Source organism: Lysinibacillus sphaericus (assembly GCF_000600105.1).
Taxonomy (GTDB): Bacteria; Bacillota; Bacilli; order Bacillales_A; family Planococcaceae; genus Lysinibacillus; species Lysinibacillus sphaericus.
In genome coordinates this window covers 2,277,413-2,301,407 of record NZ_CP006837.1, presented here as the reverse complement: position 1 = coordinate 2,301,407, position 23,995 = coordinate 2,277,413, and the positions used below count along the sequence as shown (strand labels likewise).

At 37.1% G+C, this 23,995-nt stretch carries 20 protein-coding genes and 1 other annotated feature; of the genes, 14 read left to right on the top strand and 6 right to left on the bottom strand.

The genetic code is table 11. The features are described from left to right. Positions 1 to 23: 23 nt before the first annotated feature. The 7 genes from T479_RS10665 (at position 24) to recQ (ending at position 10,345) form a co-directional block, all read left to right on the top strand. On the top strand, positions 24 to 1,550 hold the full coding sequence (locus T479_RS10665; protein WP_024361677.1) for an MFS transporter: 1,527 nt from the start codon (positions 24 to 26) through the stop codon (positions 1,548 to 1,550). Between the two features lie 108 nt (positions 1,551 to 1,658). Then, positions 1,659 to 3,119, top strand: a complete 1,461-nt coding sequence (locus tag T479_RS10660; RefSeq protein WP_025219533.1) for a pyridoxal phosphate-dependent decarboxylase family protein — start codon at positions 1,659 to 1,661, stop codon at positions 3,117 to 3,119. A 286-nt stretch (positions 3,120 to 3,405) separates the two neighbouring features. Next, positions 3,406 to 3,720: a hypothetical protein gene (locus T479_RS10655; RefSeq protein ID WP_025219532.1), complete on the top strand. Its 315-nt coding sequence runs from the start codon at positions 3,406 to 3,408 to the stop codon at positions 3,718 to 3,720. 164 nt (positions 3,721 to 3,884) lie between these two features. Then, positions 3,885 to 4,102, top strand: a binding site (T-box leader). A 41-nt stretch (positions 4,103 to 4,143) separates the two neighbouring features. Then, positions 4,144 to 5,817, top strand: a complete 1,674-nt coding sequence (argS, locus tag T479_RS10650) for an arginine--tRNA ligase (protein ID WP_038509651.1) — start codon at positions 4,144 to 4,146, stop codon at positions 5,815 to 5,817. A 185-nt stretch (positions 5,818 to 6,002) separates the two neighbouring features. Further along, positions 6,003 to 7,184, top strand: coding sequence for an MFS transporter (locus T479_RS10645; RefSeq protein ID WP_025219530.1), 1,182 nt, complete (start codon positions 6,003 to 6,005; stop codon positions 7,182 to 7,184). 285 nt (positions 7,185 to 7,469) lie between these two features. Next, positions 7,470 to 8,573 carry a TcaA NTF2-like domain-containing protein gene (locus tag T479_RS10640; RefSeq protein ID WP_025219529.1) on the top strand — a complete coding sequence of 368 codons (1,104 nt, stop codon included), beginning with the start codon at positions 7,470 to 7,472 and terminating at the stop codon, positions 8,571 to 8,573. An 8-nt stretch (positions 8,574 to 8,581) separates the two neighbouring features. Then, entirely contained in the window at positions 8,582 to 10,345 is a 1,764-nt protein-coding gene (recQ, locus tag T479_RS10635) for a DNA helicase RecQ (protein ID WP_025219528.1), read from the top strand. Positions 10,346 to 10,424: 79 nt separating this feature from the next. On the opposite strand, the gene msrA is transcribed toward recQ, so the two are convergent. Then, entirely contained in the window at positions 10,425 to 10,946 is a 522-nt protein-coding gene (gene msrA / locus T479_RS10630; protein WP_081769887.1) for a peptide-methionine (S)-S-oxide reductase MsrA, read from the bottom strand. A 174-nt stretch (positions 10,947 to 11,120) separates the two neighbouring features. On the opposite strand from msrA, the gene T479_RS10625 reads away from it, so the two are divergent. After that, positions 11,121 to 12,071 carry an LCP family protein gene (locus T479_RS10625; protein WP_025219526.1) on the top strand — a complete coding sequence of 317 codons (951 nt, stop codon included), beginning with the start codon at positions 11,121 to 11,123 and terminating at the stop codon, positions 12,069 to 12,071. Positions 12,072 to 12,134: 63 nt separating this feature from the next. Then, positions 12,135 to 13,334 (top strand): AI-2E family transporter, encoded by a 1,200-nt coding sequence (locus tag T479_RS10620; RefSeq protein ID WP_024361686.1) that lies wholly within the window; start codon positions 12,135 to 12,137, stop codon positions 13,332 to 13,334. A gap of 399 nt (positions 13,335 to 13,733) precedes the next feature. Here the strand turns inward: T479_RS10620 and T479_RS10615 are convergent, their stop codons facing one another. Continuing rightward, a complete protein-coding gene (locus T479_RS10615) occupies positions 13,734 to 14,900 on the bottom strand; it encodes an aminotransferase class I/II-fold pyridoxal phosphate-dependent enzyme (RefSeq protein ID WP_025219525.1) in 1,167 nt (388 codons plus the stop codon). 245 nt (positions 14,901 to 15,145) lie between these two features. Here T479_RS10615 and T479_RS10610 point away from each other — a divergent pair, with 245 nt between their 5' ends. Further along, complete coding sequence (locus T479_RS10610; RefSeq protein WP_025219524.1) at positions 15,146 to 15,958, top strand: hypothetical protein; 813 nt, start codon at positions 15,146 to 15,148, stop codon at positions 15,956 to 15,958. Between the two features lie 45 nt (positions 15,959 to 16,003). Here the strand turns inward: T479_RS10610 and T479_RS10605 are convergent, their stop codons facing one another. Beyond that, a complete protein-coding gene (locus T479_RS10605; RefSeq protein ID WP_025219523.1) occupies positions 16,004 to 16,798 on the bottom strand; it encodes an enoyl-CoA hydratase/isomerase family protein in 795 nt (264 codons plus the stop codon). Between the two features lie 354 nt (positions 16,799 to 17,152). On the opposite strand from T479_RS10605, the gene T479_RS10600 reads away from it, so the two are divergent. After that, complete coding sequence (locus T479_RS10600; protein ID WP_227665441.1) at positions 17,153 to 18,031, top strand: tyrosine-type recombinase/integrase; 879 nt, start codon at positions 17,153 to 17,155, stop codon at positions 18,029 to 18,031. Between the two features lie 44 nt (positions 18,032 to 18,075). Here the strand turns inward: T479_RS10600 and T479_RS10595 are convergent, their stop codons facing one another. The 3 genes from T479_RS10595 to T479_RS10585 form a co-directional block, all read right to left on the bottom strand. Then, a complete protein-coding gene (locus tag T479_RS10595; RefSeq protein WP_025219522.1) occupies positions 18,076 to 18,930 on the bottom strand; it encodes a transglutaminase family protein in 855 nt (284 codons plus the stop codon). Between the two features lie 61 nt (positions 18,931 to 18,991). Further along, on the bottom strand, positions 18,992 to 19,954 hold the full coding sequence (locus T479_RS10590; protein WP_081769886.1) for an alpha-E domain-containing protein: 963 nt from the start codon (positions 19,952 to 19,954) through the stop codon (positions 18,992 to 18,994). Continuing rightward, positions 19,908 to 21,398, bottom strand: a complete 1,491-nt coding sequence (locus T479_RS10585) for a circularly permuted type 2 ATP-grasp protein (RefSeq protein ID WP_025219520.1) — start codon at positions 21,396 to 21,398, stop codon at positions 19,908 to 19,910. The genes T479_RS10590 and T479_RS10585 overlap by 47 nt, the downstream gene beginning before the upstream one ends. A gap of 76 nt (positions 21,399 to 21,474) precedes the next feature. Between T479_RS10585 and T479_RS10580 the strand changes: the two genes are divergently transcribed. From T479_RS10580 to T479_RS10570, 3 genes are all read left to right on the top strand, one after another. Then, a complete protein-coding gene (locus T479_RS10580) occupies positions 21,475 to 21,888 on the top strand; it encodes a hypothetical protein (RefSeq protein ID WP_025219519.1) in 414 nt (137 codons plus the stop codon). 330 nt (positions 21,889 to 22,218) lie between these two features. Beyond that, complete coding sequence (locus T479_RS10575; RefSeq protein ID WP_024361695.1) at positions 22,219 to 23,175, top strand: tyrosine recombinase XerC; 957 nt, start codon at positions 22,219 to 22,221, stop codon at positions 23,173 to 23,175. Between the two features lie 75 nt (positions 23,176 to 23,250). Continuing rightward, positions 23,251 to 23,754, top strand: coding sequence for a DinB family protein (locus T479_RS10570; RefSeq protein WP_025219518.1), 504 nt, complete (start codon positions 23,251 to 23,253; stop codon positions 23,752 to 23,754). Positions 23,755 to 23,995: the final 241 nt, after the last annotated feature.

Here is a 23,995-nt window from a genome sequence, read left to right as displayed (position 1 = left end):
CTTACAGTAAAAGGAGGCATATTATGGAAGAGAAGTCTGTGAGTCCTTTTGTCACCATTGTTAAAAGTAAACCAAAACTATTGGCGCTTTTAATCATTTTATTGCCAGTTTTGAGTGTTACAATTGATAATACGATCCTGTCATTTGCCTTACCACAGCTTACATATGCATTATCACCGAGTGCTGCTCAACAGCTCTGGATAATTGATGCTTACGCTTTAGTGCTGGCAAGTCTACTTGTTACGATGGGTGGTATTGGTGACCGTAAAGGACACAAAAAAGTACTTTTTATCGGTAGTCTTGGATTTTCGATTATATCTTTTATTGTCATTTTTTCGCAAAATGCAGGCCAAATTATTGCTGGTAGAGCGGCGCTAGGTTTTTTTGGTGCAATGATTCTACCTGCTACATTAGCCTTAATACGTTCAACTTTTCTTGACCGAGAGGAGAGAAGATTAGTAGTAGCGGCTTGGGCTACTTGCTTAACAATTGGTTCTGTACTTGGACCAATTATTGGTGGTGTATTACTTACTTTCTTTTCTTGGCACGCAATCTTTTTAATTTCAATTCCTTTTTTTATTCCTGTCATATTCTTTATTCGCAATTTTATTACCGAATCACAAGAAAAGTTAACTGGCAGAGTAGATTTCTTCAGTATTGGCATGTCTTTCATTGCCATGTTTGGTATTATGTTTGGATTAAAACAAGTTGCTACTGGTGGAGAATGGCAAGTAAGCTTACTAAGCATAGGGATTGGTGCTATTTTTGCTGTGCTGTTTGTAAAACGACAGCTTGTATTACCTAATCCTTTGTTAGATATGAGTCTGTTTAGAAATAAAAGCTTTTCGTCGCTTGTCTTTATCAATATGGTCAGCTTAGGTTCATTAATAGGATTTATCTTCTTTGCAACACAATTACTTCAAATATCTCATAGAATATCGCCATTAATTAGTAGCTTTATCCTTGTACCAGGTGAAATATTAGCGATTATTTCTGGAATAGGTATCGTTGTCATCGCGCAAAAGGTTAAGCCTAATTTTATTATTAGTGTGTCCCTTATTCTTATTGCGATTTCTTTTTTAGCCGTCTATAGTTTAACACTGACACCTCTAATTATTGGTTTAGCTTTTCTGTTCATTAGTAGTGGTGTGGGCATTATTACTACAGTATCCAATGACCTTATTATTTCATCAGTTATTCCTGAAAAAGCGGGTGGGGCCTCGTCGGTAAGTGAAACGGCCTATGAAGTTGGCGTTGTCCTTGGTACGACGTTAATTGGGGGAGCGATTACGTGGTGGTATAGACAATCGTTTTTACTACCTGATTATCTTCAGACCAAGATTTCAGAAGGTTCGACAGATACGCTTGCAGGTACTTTAGCCGTAAGTGAGTCGTTACCAAAAGATTTATCGACTGATTTGCTCAATATTGCAAACTCTGCCTTTCTAAAGGGCGTTGAATATACGAGCTTAGCAGCCTTTTGTTTCATTTTACTTACTGCTATTTTAACTTTCTTTTTTATTAAGGAAGAGCATCCCTCTAATCATTGAAATTAGGGGGATTTTTTAGTGGAGAACGAATTATTGGTAGGGTGACCAACATTAATTGCTAAAATCATGGCACTTGCTGAACAACTTAAAATGAAGGAATGATGATATATGAATAACAATATCGATAATATAATTGAAATAGAAGAGACAATGATGAACTTTATAAGAAAATTTTTATCAGATCAGCAAAATTTGCATAGCCAAAAAGTCATTGAATTCTCAAACGACAATGTATTTCAAATATTGGATGATTTAGCGATACCAAATGAAGGTAGACCGATGTGCGACGTTCTATCTGATGCAGTAGAATTTATTTATAAATATAGAGCTAAGCTAAATCATCCTCGTTATTTTGGTTTTGTACCAGGTCCTGCATCACTCATCTCTTGGGTAGCTGATGTTGTAACCAATGCTTACAATATGCATGCAGGAAGTTGGATGTCAACACCTACGGCTAGTTATATTGAAAAGGAACTGATCGCTTGGTTAAATAATAAAATTGGTTACACGGAACAATCTGGAGGAATTTTTGTATCAGGTGGTTCGATTGCAAATATTACTGCGTTAACAGTAGCGCGCGATAACAAATTAAATGGCGACCTTGCCAAAGGAATAGCCTATATTTCCGATCAAACACACTCATCCGTAAAGAAAGGTCTTAAAATAATTGGTGTAAGCGATCGTAATATTCGAATTATTCAAACGGATAATTTTAAATTAAATACAATGATGTTGAATGAACAAATAAAAGCAGACTTATCATTAGGCTTAAAGCCATTTATAGTAATTGCGAGTGCTGGTTCCACTAATACAGGAAGTATTGATCAGATGGAAGATATTCATCGCATTTGCCAAAAGTTTAATCTTTGGATGCATGTTGATGGGGCTTATGGTGCGACTGTCCTTTTGTCAAAAAAGCATAAAAGTAAATTAAAAGGGATTGAAAAAGCTGATAGCGTCAGTTGGGATGCCCATAAATGGTTATTTCAGACGTATGGTTGTGGTATGATTTTGGTTAAAAATAAAAACCTATTATTTCATAGTTTTCATACTAACCCTGAATATTTAAGAGATGCACAAATAAATAATGAAGAAATCAATTTTTGGGACTTCGGTATGGAACTGACACGCCCAGCTAGAGCGCTAAAGCTGTGGTTCACGTTGCAAGTTCTGGGGTCGGATAAGATGGAGGAATTTATTAATCATGGTATACGTCTAGCAGAATATGCAGAAAGTGAAGTATTAAAGTACAAGGATTGGAACATTATAACGAAAGCGAACTTGGCAATCGTCAATTTTCGATTTTCACCACCGCATTTTGACGATGAAATCATAAATAAAGTGAATACAGAAATTTCGAGAAAAATGGTTAGTAGTGCTTATGCCGGTGTCTTTACGACAATTTTAAACGGCCAAGTAGTTTTAAGAATTTGTACGATTAATCCTGAAACAACCGATATGGAAATAAAGAAGACGATTGCACTTTTGGATAAGTACGCAAGAGCCATTTCTGTCAAAATGCTTTCCGATGTCAATAAAAGCAAGGAGCTACAGACTGTCAAAAATTGAAGATGCTGTCTATTTGTTTTCGTATCATTTAGATGAAAGGTATTTATTTAATATAAAAAGAACATGTTTTGAAAATCAAAATATGTTCTTTTCTTATGGCCAAACGCATATAAACACCTTATTAGCTGTAGGTATTATACTTGTAAAAGTAGGTGTATTATTTTAATAATCAAACAAATAATGTTAACATAGAAAGATGTATATAATTGGTAATATTTACTTTGGTATAATCTAGGTGTAAAACGGTTACAAGCGAAAGAATACTTTCAATATAGGAGGATGAACAATGGAGACAAAAGAACAAATATTACACTTGTTATTGCAAAAGGGCTTTAAGTTTAGATTTTATGAAGATCAAAATTTACTTTTCTATACAAAAGAGATTACGGAACCTGTATTTGTTAAATGGTTTGCTGAAGAACACTGTCATTTGCCTGACTGTGATTTAACGCATGTGTCGATTTCCCTTGAAATTACGGATAATCTCGAACGTGCGCAATATACTTTCTTTAATGGAATTGATAAACAATATATTTTTAAAGACTTACTAGAGTTTAGAGAAGTATTGGAAAAGCTACCTAATTTAATTGAATTACGCTAATGGATAATTTTTTAATGAAAGAGTGAGCTTAATGTCAGAAGGAAAAATGCTTTCTGTCTTTACTAGAAACAGTTTGACATTGTCCATCGTTTTCTACTTAAACCAACTCAACGTTGACTTGAAGGATATAATCATGTAAAATATTCCAAAATTAATTAATAAATATACATTCTGTGAAAAAGACAGTAATTCATTTTGAGCTGCTAAGCGAGTTAGGGATGGTGTGAGCCTAATGCAGATCGTTTGAATGAAACGCACTTTGGAGAAGTTTCCCGAAATACTAGTAGGGAATACCGGGGCGTCACCCCGTTATCAATTGAAAGTGGTCATAATAATGGCAACTAGAGTGGTACCACGGGAATGCAATGCTCTCGTCTCTTATTTGAGACGGGGGCTTTTTTATTTGTAGAGGAGGGAATGGATATGATAACAGAAATTGCGAAAAGTTTAGCGATCGCATTACATCAGCAAGTAACAGTAGAGGACATTAAAACATTACTTGAAAAACCTAAAAATAGAGCAATGGGTGATTTTGCCTTGCCATGTTTTAAACTGTCTAAACAGCTAAGTAAATCTCCACAAACCATTGCAGTTGAAATTCAAAAAAATGTAACGTGTGAATTAATTCAATCCGTCGAGCTAGTTGGCGGATATGTCAATTTATTTTTAAATCAACCTCACATCACGCAACAAGTATTAAGTAAAATGATGATAGAGCAAAAATTATATGGAACAAGTCCGATAAGTAAAGGCAATGTTGTATTTGACTTTTCTTCCCCTAATATCGCCAAGCCTTTCTCAATGGGTCATTTACGTTCAACTGTTATAGGGAATGCGCTTGCCAATTTAGCAGAAAAAAATGGTTATAAGGCTATTCGTATCAATCATTTAGGCGATTGGGGTACTCAGTTTGGAAAGTTAATTGTCGCTTATCATCTATGGGGAAACCAACAAACAATTGAAGCAGCACCAATTAAAGAATTATTGAAAATTTATGTAAAATTTCATGAAGAAGCACAACAAGATGCAACGTTAATTGTACAAGCGCGAGCGGCATTTAAAGCGTTAGAAGATCAAGATGAAGAGGCGCTTGCTCTTTGGCAATGGTTTAGAGAGGTATCATTAGAAGAATTCAAGGGACTATATCAGCTGTTAGGTATTCAATTTGATCGTTACGAAGGAGAAGCGTTCTATAATGATAAAATGGCAACGGTTGTAAGAGAATTACAAGCAAAAGAACTACTAACACTATCAGAAGGTGCATATGTGGTTGAACTTGAGGATATGCCTCCTTGTATCATCAAGAAAACAGATGGAGCTACACTGTATGCTACGCGTGATTTAGCAGCCGCCTTTTATCGACAGCAACAGTATAATCCTGAAAAAATTTATTATGTCGTGGGCAATGAACAAACATTACATTTCCAACAGTTATTTCGCGTTATTGAAAAAATGGGGTACGCTTGGGCACAAGATTTATGTCATGTGGCTTTTGGAATGATGCTTCAAGAGGGAAAAAAGATGTCAACGCGAAAAGGGAAAATGGTTCTTCTACATGATGTATTGACAGAAGCGATTGAGACTGCAAAACAAAGTATTCAACTGAAAAATCCACATTTACAAAATAAAGAAGAAGTAGCGAGGCAGGTTGGTGTAGGTGCCGTTATTTTCAATGACTTAAAAAATAATCGCATCCATGATATTGAATTTTCTATAAACGACATGATGCAGTTTGAAGGGGAAACGGGCCCATATATCCAATATACGCATGCACGCATTCACTCCATTTTGGACAAAGCAGATGGTCCACTTGAGGAAGTGTCTTTCCAACCGTTAGGACAACAGGCCTGGCAGGTCTTGTTGTTACTTGAACAATTTCCTCGTGCAATTGCGAACGTGTATGAGCAAGTTGATCCTTCCATCATAGCTAAATATGCTTTACAATTAGCTCGTGCGTTTAATAAATACTATGCAACGAATAAAATTCTAGCAAAAGATCGCTTACAAGGTTGCCGTTTAACATTATGTCATTGTGTAGCTATGATTCTAAACGAAGCATTAGCTTTATTAGGAATCGAAGCACCGAAAAATATGTGATACTTCTCTAAGTTTATTGTGCCAAAAGCACAAATAAAGCAGGATGCATATAAAAATAATGAAATATTGACGGTAAGCACAGAAAATGCTAAAAGAAGACTAGAAGAAATCGGATGTCTGATAACACTATTTATCAAGGACAATGACATAGTAGTGAACTTGGCATTAGAAAGGTATTCAACGTTATGAATAATAAACAATGGACAGCTTCGACAATCGTCGTTGTTGTCAGTATTTTTTTCGTCGCTCTCAATATGCGACCAGCTGTAACTAGTATAGGGCCACTATTTAATGTGTTAATGGAGTCTCTTCAAGTATCCAATACGCAAATGAGTTTATTAACATCCATTCCTGTCTTTTGTATGGGGCTTTTTGCACCAATGGCTGTTCCGTTACAGCGACGTCTTGGTACGAAGTTTGCGATTGCGCTACTATTAACAATTATTGCGTTAGCCAATGGACTCCGATTGTTACAAGAAAGCTATGTTTTGCTTGTGGTCACTAGTTTTGCTGCTGGTCTTGCGATCGCTATTATTGGGCCGATGTTAAATGCATTTATTAAAGAAAAATTTCCTAATCGTTTCGCAACGGTAGTTGGGGTATATTCTTTTGGCATCGGTACAGGTGCAACATTAAGTGCGGCATTAACGGTATCATTTTATAATGGGTTTCATAAAGATTGGACCATTGCCCTTGGTAGTTGGGCAGTGCTGGCTGTGCTTGCTCTTATAATTTGGTTGCTTGTTATCCCAAATCAGGTAGAGCAGTCGTCTGTACAAAAGGATGAGCGAACAAAGGAAGCTGTACGTAATCCGTGGAACAACAGCCGTGCGTGGACGATTTTACTTTATTTTGGTTTTCAAACATCGTTATTTTTCTCGATGATGTCTTGGTTAACGCCTATTTTACAAGACAAAGGCTTAACACTCGTTGCTGCTAGTTCGATGTTAACTTTTCTGTCAATCGTTCAGATGATAGGGAATATTGTTGTCCCAATCCTAATGGAAAAATGGTCAAATCGTATTCGATGGCTATTGTCATTAGGAATCATCGGTGTCAGCGGGTTTGTACTTTTATGGTTCGGGACGGGCTGGCTATTATGGATTGGCGTTTTAATTATTGGGATTGTGCTAAGTGGGTTGTTTCCTATTGGTTTATTATTACCATTGGATGAGGCACGCACGCATGAAGAGGCAAATAGCTGGTCATCAATGGTCATGTCTGGTGGATTTATGATGAGCGCAATTATTCCTACACTAATCGGTTATTGTTATGATGTAACAGGCAACCATTCGTTTACCTTCGTTATCTTTTTGTTATTAATGTCTGGGATTATTGCTACAGCACTTGTATTAAGGAAGCAATAACTAGTATGTCTTATGGATGATGCACAAAGATAGAATGAAAAAGGCAGTAACGGCAAGCAAGTCCCCATGTCGTTACTGCCTTTGCTCGTTTAAAGAGTGCTTCTAATAACACTTCGCAAAAGTGTGAAAAATGCTATGTTTCTTTAAAATAAGTAGATAAATTATTATAAATACCTTTGATTTAATTAATATAAAACAATAATTATATTATGTAAACTTGAAACAAATGACGTCGTTGTTTATGATAGTAAAGAAAGAAGTTCGATAGAAAGTATTGGTGAACAAATGCGAAAAAAGATGCTTATCGTTGGAGCGGCAACCCTCCTGTTAACAGGCTGTGGCGATCAATCCGTTGCGGAAATGTTTAACAAGGAAAAAACAGCAATTAAATCTGACAAACCCGTGGAGAAACAGGAGGAAAAGCTCATTCCAGAGGTGAAGGTTATAGGGGAGAGCGCTATTGGTGCGGGTATTATTGTGAAGAAAGACCCTTCGATGCTCTATATTGTAACAAACGGAGCGTTGGTCGCATCAAAACCTACTGCCCTTGTGCAATTTAGTAACGATAAACTTGTAGAAGCTGATGTACGCTATATATCTACTGCTTATAATATTGCTATTTTACAAGTGAAGTATCCTGCGTCCGTCAATGTTCCAACTGTTTTCAATGGCAAGTTGGATCACTTAGCAGTGTATGTCGATGGCTTACCCCACACAATTAACAGATATAGTGACAAGGTAGCTGCTTATTATATAGATGTAGACCAAGCTTTACCACCCGGTAGCCCTGTGATGGAGGCAGAAAATGGTCAAATAGTGGGCATTTATTTTAATCGACAGCAACAGGGCGTTTCACAACCATACATATTGCCACTTCAAGATATAGTACAGTTACTTGATGAATGGATTACTGACGGCATGAAGGCAAAGGACCGTTTGTCTCAATCTAAAAATTTGTATGCTTATAGTGAAGTCGGTGACAAAGAAGCGGTGCAAAAAATGCTTGAAAAATACGGGAAGAATATTTTTGCCTATAATGAGGACGAGGTAAAAATATTTATTGATACATTTCATGAGCATTTAAAGGCGGCTGTGGGGATTAATGATGCCAGTGTGATGCAGTCTGTTACTGGTGCAGAGGATTTACAGCATACGCTTGAAGATATGGTTGCTTATTATGCGTCCAAGCAAGCCAAAATCCATTTTTCTAATACGACGATTAAACGGATAGAGAAAGTAGGGCAAAATATTATTGTGCGTGCAAAAACGGAATACGTGCTGACCAATTCAGCGGGACAGGAAGCACTTGCACATTCCATCATGACCTATGAGATTTTCAAAAATGATCAAGGCGATTACAAACTAATACGCCTTACAGCAGAGGAGTGAGAAAGAGAATGGAGCAAGCAAGACAAATGCTACAGCACCACTTTGGTTACGATTCGTTTCGCACCGGACAAGCGCAAATTATTGAACAAACATTAAGTGGACAGTCGAGCCTTTGCGTGATGCCGACAGGTGGAGGAAAATCGATATGCTATCAAATTCCGGCATTAATGCTTGAGGGTTTAACGATTGTGATTTCACCGTTAATTTCCCTTATGCAAGATCAAGTCGAGTCGTTGCGAGCAGCGAATATACCGGCAGCTTATATCAATAGTACATTATCAGCACAAGAAGTGGATGAAACGATGCAGCTAGCGAGTGGAGGTTATTTGAAGCTGCTCTATATTGCACCGGAAAGATTAGAAAGTGCTACCTTTTTACAAGCATTATCACAATTATATGTACCATTGCTAGCTGTAGATGAGGCGCATTGTATTTCGCAGTGGGGACATGATTTTCGCCCCAGCTATCGCGCCATTCAAAAACTGTTTACATTATGGGCTCAACAACCGACTGTGCTTGCCTTAACTGCTACAGCAACTCCTGCCGTCTGTGAGGATATCCGTCAATTATTATCGATTGACGAAAAGGCAACACTCATTACAGGCTTTGAACGTGAAAACTTAGCTTTTACGGTGTTAATCGGTGAAAATAAAGAGCGCTATATTAAAAATTATATTGAAAAAAATAAATCGGAAGTCGGCATTATTTATGCGGCGACACGTAAATCAGTCGACGCATTGTATGACTTACTGACACGTGCGGGTGTGTCGGTCGCAAAATATCATGCAGGACTGTCAGAGAACTTGCGTATGGCTGAACAAGAACGATTTTTAAAAGATGAGGCGCGCATTATGATTGCAACCAATGCGTTTGGTATGGGAATAGATAAAAGTAATGTTCGCTTTGTCATTCATTATCAAATGCCACGTAATATGGAAAGTTATTATCAAGAAGCGGGACGCGCAGGGCGTGATGGCTTGCCAAGTGCTTGTATTTTGCTCTACGCTTCAGGGGATGTACAAACACAACGTTTTTTAATTGAGCAGACACGTGATGAAGCGCGTATCGCACAGGAATTAGAAAAATTACAAACGATGGTCGATTACTGTCATACAGAGGGCTGCCTACAAAATGCGATACTAACATATTTCGGTGAACAGGCAGGTGCACCATGTAAACGTTGCAGTAATTGTCAAGATAACCGCGAAGTAAAAGATGTCACGGAAGACGCACAAAAGGTATTAGCTTGTGTTGTAAGAATGGGACAAAAATTTGGCAAAACAATGGTCGCGCAAGTATTAATTGGCTCCAAAAATCAAAAAGTCCTTGAATTTGGATTTTCTAGACTTTCAACCTATGGCATTTTAAAAGGGCAATCTTCGAAGGAGGTTTCTAACTTTATCGAATATTTAATTGCGGAAGGATTATTAGCTGTTAAGCATGGCACATTTCCAACGATTTACGTATCGGAGGAAGGGAAATCTGTTTTGTTAGGCAAGCGAACAGTTATGCGAAAACAAGCCGTGACAGTTCGACTACTTGCAGACAATGATCCATTATTTGAACACTTACGCATATTACGCAAAGAGATTGCCGATGAAGAAAAGGTACCACCATTCGTCGTGTTCTCTGATAAAACATTGCGTGAATTATGCGATAAAAAGCCTTCAGAGCTGGAAGGGCTCAGACAAGTGAGTGGTATTGGTGAAGTGAAATTCGAGAAGTATGGCAAGCGTTTCTTTGATGCAATGCAGTCATTTAGCTTAAAGTAATGAGAAAAGAATCCATCTAGTGTTTTTCACACGATGGATTCTTTTTGTCTGATTTAGGAAACTGTATTTTGAGAATCTATTATTTTTTCCAATGTTGCGCAATAAATTCATCACGTCCTGATACTGCTCGATCTTGTTTATAATGGTCTGGTTCTTTTTTGTAATAGTCTTGATGGTAATCTTCTGCTGGATAAAAGTGTTGAGCATCACGAATTGTGGTTACAATAGGTTTATCGAAGCGCCCGCTATTTGCAAGCTTATCTTTTGATGCCTGCGCAATTCTTTTTTGTTCTTCGGAATAAGTAAAAATGGCCGTTGCATAGGATTCGCCTCTGTCCTGAAACTGACCGAAGGCATCTGTAGGGTCGATTTGCATCCAATAAATATCAAGTAACTGTTCATAACTAAAAATAGAGGAATCAAATTCAATTTCGACTACTTCTAAATGGCCTGAGTTGCCTTTTTTAACGTCTTCATATGTTGGATTTTCTAAATGGCCACCCATATAGCCTGATGTAACCTTATGTATGCCGTCCCATTCTACAAATGGCTTCACCATACACCAAAAACAGCCGCCTGCAAACGTCGCTTTTTCAATCATATTCATCATCCTTTCTTTTGTGAAAATATTATAGCATTATTTTGTTCATTACTGGCAAATAGGGTATAAAATAACGAATAGATAGATGCTGATGAGGATAGTAGGAGAAAAATGAAACTTTCCTTACTCTCAATCGTTACATTAACTATAAAAAAATAGAGGAGTTATTTTGTTATGGAAGAGCAAGACTATACAAGACGCTCGCAACGTCCTAAGAAACGTCGATTGCGTAAAGGGAGAGCACTGTTTACGTTCTTATTACTCTGTGTCATTGTCATTGCTGGATACAGCATTATGCAATATCGAAGTGGCTTGCAATTAGCCACAGACACGTTGGTACCCCAAGAAGACTTTAGTGGAGACGAAGTAAAGGACGATATTGAGAACTATTTATTATTAGGAATCGATACACGCGGTGAAGAGAAATCGCGAACAGATACAATGATGGTATTATCTTGGAATAAGAAAACAAACGATGTGAAACTCGTATCATTTATGCGGGATATTTATGCAGACATTCCAGGCTATCAATCCTATAAACTAAACACGGCGTATTATTTAGGTGGTGTTCAACTGTTAAAAGACACATTAAGTAATATGTTTGGTTTACCAATTCATCATTACGCACTTGTCGATTTTAAAAATTTTGAATCACTTGTAGACATTTTAGCACCTAATGGTGTGGAAATGGATGTAGAAAAGGATATGTCTGAAAAAATTGGTGTTACCCTTACAAAAGGTACGCATAATCTAAATGGACAGGAATTGCTTGGCTATGCAAGATTCCGCCATGATGCTGAAGGAGATTTTGGGCGTGTTGCTCGTCAGCAAAAAGTAATTGAAGCATTAAAAAATGAACTATTAGCACCGCAAAATGTATTGAATTTACCTAAATTCATCGGTGCCGCACAAGGCTATGTGACGACTGATTATTCGTCAGCAGGAGAAATCCAACAAGTTTTAAAAATGGTGTCTAAAGGGAAAGTATCGATAGAGAAAGCGACAATACCCATTGAAGGTAGCTATGATTTCCAAAACTTTAGCCATGCAGGATCTGCTATTGTGATTGATGAAAAGGCAAACAAAGCTTTTTTAAGTAAATTTTTAGGAATTTCCTTGGAGTGATACTTCGCAAAAGCTAACATTATCCTGTAAAATATAGGTGAGCATTCGGATTGGGGTGAGTAGATGAGTGAAAAAAGACCGAAGGAGCATTCAAACTTCTTTTCGACGAAGTTTATCCGCTTTTTAGGTGGTAAAAATTTATTATTTACGTTAATTATTTTATTATTACTCGCATGTGTAATTTACATGTTTGGAAAAGTTTCCTTTATATTTACCCCGCTACAAGTATTATTTGAGGTTGTTATTTTACCAGGGGTACTAGCCGTAATCGGGTATTATTTATTACGACCATTATTAGGAATACTTGAAAAGTGGCGTATCCCAAGAATTTGGGGCATTTTAATTTTATATATTGGTGTAGTTGGCGTCATTACTTTACTTGTTGTGCTGGTCTATCCATTTTTACGAGATCAATTTACGAATTTAGCGCAGGAATTCCCTGTCTATTTTATGGCCCTAACACAAAATATAGTGGAATACTTAAATAACTCACGTGTTAATGAGTATTTAGCCAATATGGATTTTAATTATGAAAAAGTCGTGATGAATTTTACAACAGATATTATTGAAACAGTAAAAGATACAGCGGCCAATTTAGCACAAGGTGTTGCAACAGGAATAACAGGTTTCCTTTCAACCTTAACAGGCATTATTTTATCGCTTGTTACGGTACCATTTATATTATTTTATTTATTAAAAGATGGCGAGAAATTACCAAAATTTGTTATGAAAATATGTCCGCCTCGCATGCGTCCAGGTTTACATGATGTTTTACATGATATGGACAAGCAAATTAGTTCTTACATACAAGGGCAAATTTTAGTGTCAATGTGTATTGGGGCAATGGTCACAATTGGCTTCTTAATTATCGGCATGAAGTATGCATTGCTACTTGGTTTTTTAGCTATGATAACAAGTGTGGTCCCTTATTTAGGACCAGTCATTGCAATTACACCAGCAGCTATTATTGCGCTTGTTAATTCGCCATTTATGCTTGTTAAACTAGCCATCGTCTGGACGATAGTACAGTTAATAGAAGGGAAGTTCATTTCGCCACAAATTATGGGGAAATCTTTGAGCATCCATCCCATTTCGATTATTTTCGTATTGCTAACAGCAGGTTCATTATTTGGTGTACCAGGTGTAATTTTAGGGATTCCAGGCTATGCGATTTTAAAAGTACTTGTCACACATTTATTTAAACTATTTAAGCAACGATATAATCGCTACGAAGATGAAGTAGTACAAAAATATGATGTGTAACAAAAAGGGGCTGGGACATAACTAAAAAAATTTAAGAAACAGACGAAAGGTGTTCATAATTTTTTGTTATATGGAGACCTTAGCTATTCTTGCTTTTGCAATTAAAAAAATTAGAAGTGTTCACTAGTTGTTGGTAGCGAAGGCGGTGACTCCAGCGGGATCAGCACATAATGTTAGACGCAACAGACCGCGCGTTAGCGAGGGTTGCGGCTTACGGTGTGCCCGCGGAAAGCACCGCCGTAGCGGACAACAACGGCATAGCAAAAAAGTGTTAGATTGATGGCAGTCAATCTAACACTTTTTCTCTTATGTCCCAGCCTCTTTATTTTAGCAATATCAAACGGAAAAGATAAAAAGCATGTGCAAGGGAATCATCCTTATCACATGCTTTATTAAATATTAGGAAATGGAAACGTTTTTTAGACGATCTACTGCTTCTTGTAAGACCTCTTTTGGCTGAACAAGTGCCAGTCGTAGGTAGCCTTGTCCTGCTGTGCCAAACACTGTTCCCGGTACTGTTACAACACCAATTTGTTCAATTAGCTTAAATGATAAATCTGTACAGTCAATATCGTACGGATATTTTGCCCATACGAACATACCACCATCTGAAGGGGCTGCATCCCAACCAAGCTCACGTAAGCCATTCATTAACGTTTTGTGACGTACTGAGAATGTTGCACGTAAGTTCTCTGTAATTTCTTCCGCGTGGTCTAAAGCAACTACCGCTGCATCTTGAATTGGTTCAAAAATACCGAAGTCTAAATTCGATTTAAGTTGTTTTAAGACAGCAATCATGTCAGCATTACCAGCAATATAGGCAATTCGTGTACCAGCTAGGCTGAAGCTTTTTGATAAAGAATTAATCTCCATCCCTACTTCTTTTGCACCTGGTGCCGCTAAAAAGCTTATCGGACCGTCACCAGTAAAGTAAAACTCTGAATACGCCGCATCATGAAGCACAATCACGTTATATTTTTTAGCAAAAGCAATGACCTTTTCGAAATAGGCAAGAGAAGGCATAGCTGGTACAGGATTACCTGGTAGATTTAAGATAAGTAGCTTTGCCTTTTGTGCAACTTCTTCTGGCACTGCATCTAAATCAGGCAAATAATCGTTTTCTGCTGTTTGCGGCATATAGTAGGGTGTAGCACCCGCTAGATGAATGCCTGCATCGTAAGCGACGTAAGCTGGATTTGTTGAGAGAACGATGTCTCCTGGATCACAAAAGGCGATTGGTAAATGAACTAAGCCTTCTTGAGAGCCGATTGTTTGAATGATTTCAGTTGTAGGGTCTAAATCGACATTGCTACGACGTTTATAATAACGGCTAACTGCATCATAAAAACGTTGTGTGCCAGTTAATGTGTAGCCATATGATTCTGCCAAGCCCGCTCTGTATGATAAATGCTCACGGATTTTTGCATGTGGTGGAAGGTCAGGGCTCCCTAAACTTAAATCGATTAAAGACATACCTTTTGCTTGTTGTTGTTTAGCAAAGTGCTTTAAATCTCCGAAAATTGCTGAGGTAAATAGAGACATTTTTTTTGATGGTACGATTTTCAAACTAGTACACTCCTTATAGTTGTATAACAGAATAGTAGTACACATTTTATCATACTAAAGCACAGAAAGGGGAAGTTATTCTGAAAAAAGAATATATTCTTGTAATGGAGAAGATGCTTGCATAGGCTAGCGGAAAAAATTAAGCTTAAATGAATGTTTTTGCACAAAATAATTACGGGTAACGATGTTAAATGATAGTAGCGATACATTTCTGCTATTATTAAGCAAGGAGGGTGGTTTTTTAGATGAAGGTATGTTCTTTAAGTGGACCAAGTGGAACAGGAAAAAGTACAAGCGCGCTCGTTTTTGCACATAAAATAGGAGTGGAAGCCATTATCGATGACGGTTTACTCATTGTCAATGGCGTAAAAGTAGCAGGGATTTCTGCGAAGTTTGAAAAAAATACGATAACTGCTGTTCGACGCGCGATTTTTTCAGAAGAAGCGCATCGTGAAGAAGTCGTCAAAGCTCTTGATACATATCATGTTCAATCTATATTACTGATTGGTACGTCTGATAAAATGACCAATAATATTGCCAAGCGCTTGGAACTAGGGCCGATTGAGACGTATTATTATGTTGAGGATATTCGCTCTCAAAAGGAAATCCAAAAGGCGCGATTTATTCGCCAAACGCAAGGAAAACATGTTATGCCAATACCGTACCGACAAGTAGAGCAAAATTTCTTTAAACGACTGGTGCAAAAAGGGAAGGAAATTTTCACACCCAAACGTGAAAAAATCGGTGAAACAACCATTGTGCGTCCTGACTTCCAACAGGAATATATTGAAATAGAGAAGCAAGTCTATGTGCAATTACTAACCTATATTTGTAAACAGCAAGATATTGTGCAAAAAGTAGAACAAATACAGTTTAGCCTTGGAGAGCAGGCAAAGGTCATCATTTCTTTGCAATTAAAGATGCCGATAGATTATTCATTACCTCGCCGCTTATATCAGTTACAAGAAGACGTACAGCATTCTTTTTACCAGCATTTTGGCTACGAACTAGATGCTATCAATGTTCAAGTGCACTCTGTTGTACAAAAACGAAAATAAAAAACAGGTACTCTAGTCGCAATAGGGCGAGTGAGTACCTGTTTTCTATTTTGATGCGCGTGTAAATTGAGGTTGACGCTTTTCAACAAAGGCACGACAGCCTTCTGTAAAATCACTGCCTACAAATGGTGTAGAACCTTGCCATAATGTTGGTACACTATCGACACATTCTTGTACAGATTGCTTTACAGCAAGTAAAGATTCTGGTGACATACCGGCTACCAGCTTACCCATTCGAATCATAAATTTATTTAAATCTTTCTCAGTTACTAAATAGTTCAGCATACCCAGTTTAAAGGCTTCATCGGCTTTAAACATACGACCTGTAAATACCAAATCTTTCGTTGTAGATGGGCCAACAAGTTGAACAAGACGCTGGGCAAATTTATTGTTTAATGTGATGCCCAATTTGCCTACAGGAATGCCTAATTTTGCTTTTTCAGAGCCGATGCGAATATCACATGCTAAAGCAAGTTCTAACCCTGCTCCCATTGCAGGACCGTTAATAACACCAATTGTTGGAATCGGCAAACGTTCAATCGTTGATATTGTTTTTTCCATATGTAGAAAAGCTTCTTCTGCCTTTTCTAAAGAAATAGCGTTGAATTCTTTAATATCAGAGCCTGCTGTAAAATTCTCACCAGATCCTCGTAAAATGAGCACTTTATTTTTAGGATTATCTAACACTTTTAGTGCAATTTTAGCTAATTCATCCCACATATTTGCGGTAAGCGCATTTTTCGCCTGTGGTCGATGGATCGTAATAATTGCGAGTCCAGCCGTTTCTTGATAAATAATTTTCGCATCCTCAGCCTCAAGACGAGTTGTTCTTACTTGCATAATTGAAAAGCCCCCTACATTTAAATTGATACTTATATTATATAACACAAAGAGCAATAAACACTAAATAATACGAATTTTCATGTTTTTTCAACCTGTTACACAAGATTAATGGCATTTTATAGAGATTGTACTACAACAGATTATTGCTATTGTAATAAAGCAAAAGATATGAGAAACTACTATAGGAACATTTGTTTCTTTATTTCTTAAGGAGCATCGTCTACAGAAAGATAAGTCTAATTGATAATTACAGATTATCCGACACTACTATTTTTAAAGATAAATAATAACTTACGCACCATAAATAGTATAAAATAAAACTATCACACGCACAGTAAACAAGGAGGGAGCATGATGGTTCCATTAAAGGAAGCATGGCAAAGTTATTTATTACTATTAAATTCTTTAAAGAAAAGTACTGCTACAAAGAAACAATACAACCTTGATGGACAGCAGTTTTTAGCTTTTGCAAGTGAGCAAAATGTACAAATGCTGGATAAACAATTGAAAGAATTATTATTTATATATAGTAATTATCTAAAAGAAAATTATGAAAATGTTAATACTTTTAATCGGAAAATAGCGTCACTCCGTAGTTTTGTAGACTTTGTATTTTTGCGAGAATGGGTTGAACCGTTTGATTATGAAAGCATTTTACAGCCAAAAAAGAGGGGCAAGGATTCCTTAAAAGTGCTGACAAAAGAGCAATTGTTAAACATTTTAGAAGTATGGCCGACCTATTTTCAATATGCTAAAACACCTGAGCATGCGTGGCTTGCAAGACGGAATGGTTGTATTGTACAAATGTTTATCGAAACTGGTTGCAAGCCTGCTGAACTTGTCCGTATGAAATGGGGACATCTTGAGATTCCATCATCACATATTTCGATTTCAAACCAGAATGGCAGAAGGGAGATGAGACTTTCACCTATTTTGATGGAAATGTTACAGCATTATAAAAATGCGACGGAGGATATACATCAAGGGAATGTAGGGGAGTGGCTTTGGGTCAGTGAAACAAGTCTTACTAAATCGATCACGACAAAAACAATTGAACGGATTTTTCAAACACTATCAAAAGATATTGGCACAAATGTACGAGCGACAGATGTTCGTTACACGGTGCTACAAAGGGCGTTACAAAGTGAGGAAACGGTTGAAAACATACAACAAAAAATGGGATATGTTCGAAAATGGGTATTAACAGAACGAGGAGAACGTTTTAAGTAAGTGTGCAGCAATTGTCTATCAAGCACAAATTGCTGCACTTCTTATTAAAAATGCGTTAACGCTTTTACTTGAACTTTTACCGTTAAATCATGTTTACCACCTGTATAGACGCCTTCGACAGGGCTAATATCGGTATAGTCACGTCCGATACATAAAATAATGTGATTTTCTAGTACTTCCACATTATTAGTTGGGTCTAACCCAATCCAACCAATACCAGGAATCATCACTTCAACCCAGGCGTGTGTTGCTATATCTCCGATTAAACCTGAATTTTCATCGACATATAAATAACCGCTTACATAGCGAGCAGGTATTCCTTTAGCGCGTAGTATAGCGAGCATAACGTGGGTGAAATCTTGACAAACTCCTCGTTTTAAGTCAAAGGCTTGGCTTGCAGTTGTCGTAACATTTGTTGCTGTTGGATCATACTCAAATGTTGAATATAAATATTGCATTAAATTAAGCGAAAACAGCACTGGATTTTCTGCGTGACCAATCGCATGAAACACTTCTTCTATCTGAACATCTGTCATATACGTAAAGTTTGTTGATTTTAAATAGGGCAAATAATGTTCATAAAAGAGTTGGGAATGAAAAATCGTCTGCATTTCGGGTGAATATTGAATGCGATGAATAAATGGTGCACGCTGTATACTAACGATGGATGTTGTTTCTATTTCTAGTACTTGATGTTGCTCCGGGATATAAAATGTACCGACTGTATTCCCCCAAATATCTGCATGCTCACGCGTTAGTGAAGATGGTGAAATCGCGATACGGTAAGACAGCAAGCGTTGACGCTCATCACCCCGAGGTTTCAAGCGGATAGTATTCAAGCTTTGATCGACTTCAGATTCATATTGAAAAATATTTGTATGTTGAATTTCAAATTTCATCGTGTCCGCTTCCTTTTGATTACTGACTTGCGTGTTGAAAGGGAGCTGTAAGTGGTTCCTTTCAAGGTTGTAGGCTGGGTTCATATAAATGATAAATTGATGAAAATGTATGACCAAAATCAATACATTGACACAATCTTTCCTCCATTGAAAATATAGCTTCCTCTAAGGAAGATGCTGATAAATCGAGCTCGCTAATGGCCGTTAACAAAGCTCGTAACGGTGTATTAAGTGCTACAAATCGAGCAGTGAGATGGTCTTTTTCAATATGCATAAATGCTTCCTCTAATTTTTTTAAACAGACCTTCACGGAGCGTGGAAAATGCGCATCCTGTAATAAATATTGCATAACACATAGTAAATTTGTTTGATGGTGCTTACGTTTATAAGATTCTGTTGCTTTTGATAAATCAAGCAAAAATATCCCATCAGCTTCTTCAATATTGCTAGTCATTGGTTGTTGCTCTAGCATTATTAATATCATACGGATCGTCTTTTCTGCACGTTCAATCCATTTGCCGACTTGCATAAAATAAAAAGGTAAATCTCGTTCCATTGAGTCTTCAACTAGTCCTGTAACCGTTAAAGATGTCTTACGTACATTGTGTAAAAAATAATTTAGGGATATTAACGGAAATGGCCGTTTCTGCACCGTTACTTCTTGCTGCATATATAAATAAAAGGCATTGTGTAATTCCCAAAGCTCAATAGGGATACTATCCCGTGTTATTCGTGCATTTTCTCGAACGGCGCGCAAAGTTGCATGCAAAGCGTTGCTATTGTTCTCAGAGAACAACAAGTACTCAATAAGAGGATTCACTCGAATGACTTCATAGCATGCTAGAAATTCTTCTTTCGAAGCACAAATATCTAAAATAGCTTCCCAATGGTCGAGATAATCATGTTCCTTACCAGATTGCTCCAGCATATTCAACAGCTGTACTTGTAATATATGTGCATTCGTTTCTGTGCGTTCACTATATCTTGCCATCCAATATAGTGCGTCTGCTACTCGACTTAGCATGCGGCAATTCCTCCTTTAATATCCACGTATCTTTTGCTCCGCCTCCTTGTGAGGAATTTACGACTAACGATCCTTCTTTTAGCGCAACACGAGATAACCCACCTGGAAGGACAAATATCTCATCACCTGTAATGACATATACACGCAAATCGACATGACAAGGATAGAATTTACCATTCTGATAGGCAGGTGCACGTGATAACTGAATGGTCGGTTGTGCTATATATTGATTTGGTTGGTTTACTATTTTTTGTCGGAAGCTAGCGATTTCTTCAGCACTGGCATGTGGACCAATCAGCATATCGTAGCCACCTGAGGCACTTACATTTTTTATAACCAGCTCGTGTAAATGTTTTAGTACCCATGCCCGCTGATTTTCATCATCAAGATGGTAGGTTGTGACATTTTCTAATATAGGATCTTCATTTAAATAAAAACGAATCATATCTGGGACATAGGCATACATCGCTTTATCATCTGCGACACCGTTGCCCACTGCATTTAGTATTGCAATATTTCCTGCCTTATAAGCCTCGATTAAATAGGGCACGCCAAGTAAAGAATCTTCTCGAAAAGCAGTAGGATCTAAAAAGTCATCATCAATGCGGCGATAGATAATATCGATTTGCTCTAATCCGTAAATGGTTTTTTTATAAACTTTTAAATTTTGCACAATTAAATCGCGTCCTTCTACAAGCTGAATATTTAGTTGTTGCGCTAAAAAGACATGGTCGTAATAGGCTGAATTATACATACCGGCTGTTAAAAGGACTGCTTTCGGTTCAACATGAGCCTTTAAATTTCGTGGTCGATGTGAAAGTAGCGCTTTTTTCATATGGGTCATTTGTTTTTCAAGGGATTGAATCGTATGTTTGGAAAAAAATTCAGGATACACTTCCTTCATAACATAACGATTTTGGAATACGTATGAAATGCCAGAAGGATTACGTAAATTATCTTCCAATACGCGGTAAACACCGTTTTGATCACGAATTACATCAATGCCAGCTAAAAAAATATGATTATTTATTGGCACTTGAACACCCAACATTTCTCGACAATAATATGGATTTTGTTCGATAAGATTTTTGGGAATAATTCCGGCCGTTACAATTAACTGTTCATGATAAATATCATGTAAAAAACAATTTAACGCTTTGACACGTTGTTTCATACCGGTCTCAATCATCTTCCATTGTGCATGTGGGATAATAATCGGTACAAAATCAAAAGGCATTGTCCGTTCTGTCCCCCCTTGGGCACCATATACAGTAAATGTAATACCTTGTCTAAGGAAGCTCGATTGTGCTTGCTGGTATTTTTCTTCTAGCTGTTCTTGAGAAAAAGCACTTAGTTTACGATGGAAGGAGCGATAATGCGGTTTCGGCTGGTCACCATCTATCATTTCATCAAAAAAAGAACCCGAATCATATAATTTCATCATGTGAACCGCCTCCGAATTTAAGGAATAGTCAAAACATGTTACACTAAAAAGAATACATAAAAGGAGCTAGTAAAAAATGATAAACATTAACTTATTGCAAGCTTACGAGTTAGACAAGCTATCGAAACTAGGTATATCTGACGAGGAAATCCTACAGACATTGCGAACTGGGGAAGTATCGTCATGGCGTACAAAGAAACCTAATTATGAATTTCAAGAAACACTGGCTCTTTATCAAGAAGGGGAGCAACAATTTTTAGACGCGCTGCATGGTAATTATCGAATAAAATATGTAACATTACCTGGCATTCAGCGTTTACTACATCTTCGCTTTCAATTAGAAGAAACGAAGGACTTTCAATTGGCAGAAACAGGTATTAAGAATTTGGTGTGCGACGAAGCCATAATCTCGAAGCTTCATAGCATGTTATCGACGAACTGGAAAATTACACAACAAATGGATGGCACATATAGCATTTTCGCTAATTAACTACAAATAACCAAAAAATTCCACGCGCATTGTGAGACGAATCGACTCGTATCATTACCCATGGAATCATTTTTCGATTCGTCTCAGCGTATAGTAGTATACTAGAGTTTAATATTCATTTTGAGACGCGTTTATGCATAAATAAATAGACCTTGCAAAAAAATTTCAAAAAAAGATGATTTTTCATACTTAGAAAATCATCTTTTTTAATTACTAAAATAAGAACATATGTTCAAGAAAGGGGAAAAGGGCATTTTTTATCAATAATGTTCCCAAATTTATATTTGGGAACGTTTTTTATGGTAAAATAGAGAAAATAGAGGTGATTTTATGCAAAAGAATCCACAACCTAAAATAATGAAAGACTTCTTAGTGTACTTAACAACAATCAAAGGAAAGTCCCAACGCACTCGAAAAGAATATGAATACGATCTCACTTTATTCTTTCGTTTTCATTTAGCTATGCAAAATGATATAGATATCGCGCAATTAAACGAAGTCGATATTGCTACTATTACAATAGAAGAAATCCGTGACATCACTTTGGAAGATCTCTATTTATTTATGGAGTATTGTGAAGTACAACGTAAAAATTCTGCTTCCGCAAGGGCCCGCAAAGTCGCTACCTTAAAATCATTTTTCAAATACATTAAAGGAAAACGACGCCTTATAGAAGAAAATCCAGCGGAGGAGTTGGAAACACCAAAGATTGGACGCAGAAAACCGATATACATGAATATGGATGAGGCGACCCAGTTTATTGAGGGTATTCAACTGCATCGCGCATCACCACGGAATTATTGCATGATGATGTTTTTCTTAAATCTTGGTATTCGCGTATCTGAACTGTGCCAACTGAATACTTCATCCTTACAAGGTCGTTATTTGACCGTAATCGGAAAAGGAAATAAAGAGCGTACGGTTTACTTAAATGATAGTTGCATGCAAGCGCTAAATAATTATGAACAGAGTGGGAAAACACCATACAAAGGGGAAGGTGAAGAGCCTCTTTTTGTTTCGCAAAAAGGAACACGTTTTACACGACAAACCGTCGCTAAAATTGTTAAGCAAATCAATAAACAATCGGGTCTACAAAAGGACAGACTTACACCACATAAATTGCGTCATACATCGGCGACAATGATGTATAAAGCTGGGGCAGATATTCGTAGCTTACAGCATATACTAGGACACTCCAGTGTCGCTACAACCCAAATCTATACCCATATTGAAGATGAGCAATTGCAACATGTTTTGGAGAATAATCCTTTTAATATTGTTGATTAATAACTAGCGTAAAAGCATACGAACAAGTAAGATGCATATATACAGAGTAGGGTCAAAACTGAAGGGGGAAAATATATGATTTCAACATATCTTGAACAATTAAGTACTACGAGAGAACAACTATTAAAGGAAATAGAAGTATTAAACGATGCACAATTTAATCAAAAACCTGATACAAACAGTTGGAGCATTGCTCAAATATGTCATCATTTAGTGCTAGTAGAAACTTCAACAATGAAGGCCATTTCATGGGGGTTAGCCTCTCAAGAAAATACCAAACCTGAACCGATCAATGTTAAACTAATGAAAGATAGAACAAAGAAGCTCGCAGCACCAAAAATTGTGGAACCGGCAGAGGAAGCATTTGCTGTCCAGCAAATGGTGACATTATTATATGAAACAAGAGCGAAACTAACGACATTTTTGCTTCAACTAGAAGAGCCATCCTTACTTGCTAAAAAAGCTGTGAATCACCCAGCCTTCGGACCATTGCCACTCAATCAATGGATTGAGCAAGTGTATTTGCATGAACAACGACACATTGAACAAATACATGAAATGAAAGGAATTGTCATTTAACTTGGACTAGGAGTTACGATGAAGAAAAGAAAACTAAAGCAGATTATGAAAAACAATTTGAAAGAACTAAGAAATTGTGCGTTTATAGAAATTATTTGGAATATCATTCTATGGATTCCGAGACAAATTTTCCGTTTACTAAAAAATATACTATAAAATTGTATCGAAACTCGAGTTCTGACGTTGATTACGCAGAAGTCGGGTTTTTTAATTTACAATTCGTTATGAATATTTACTTGAC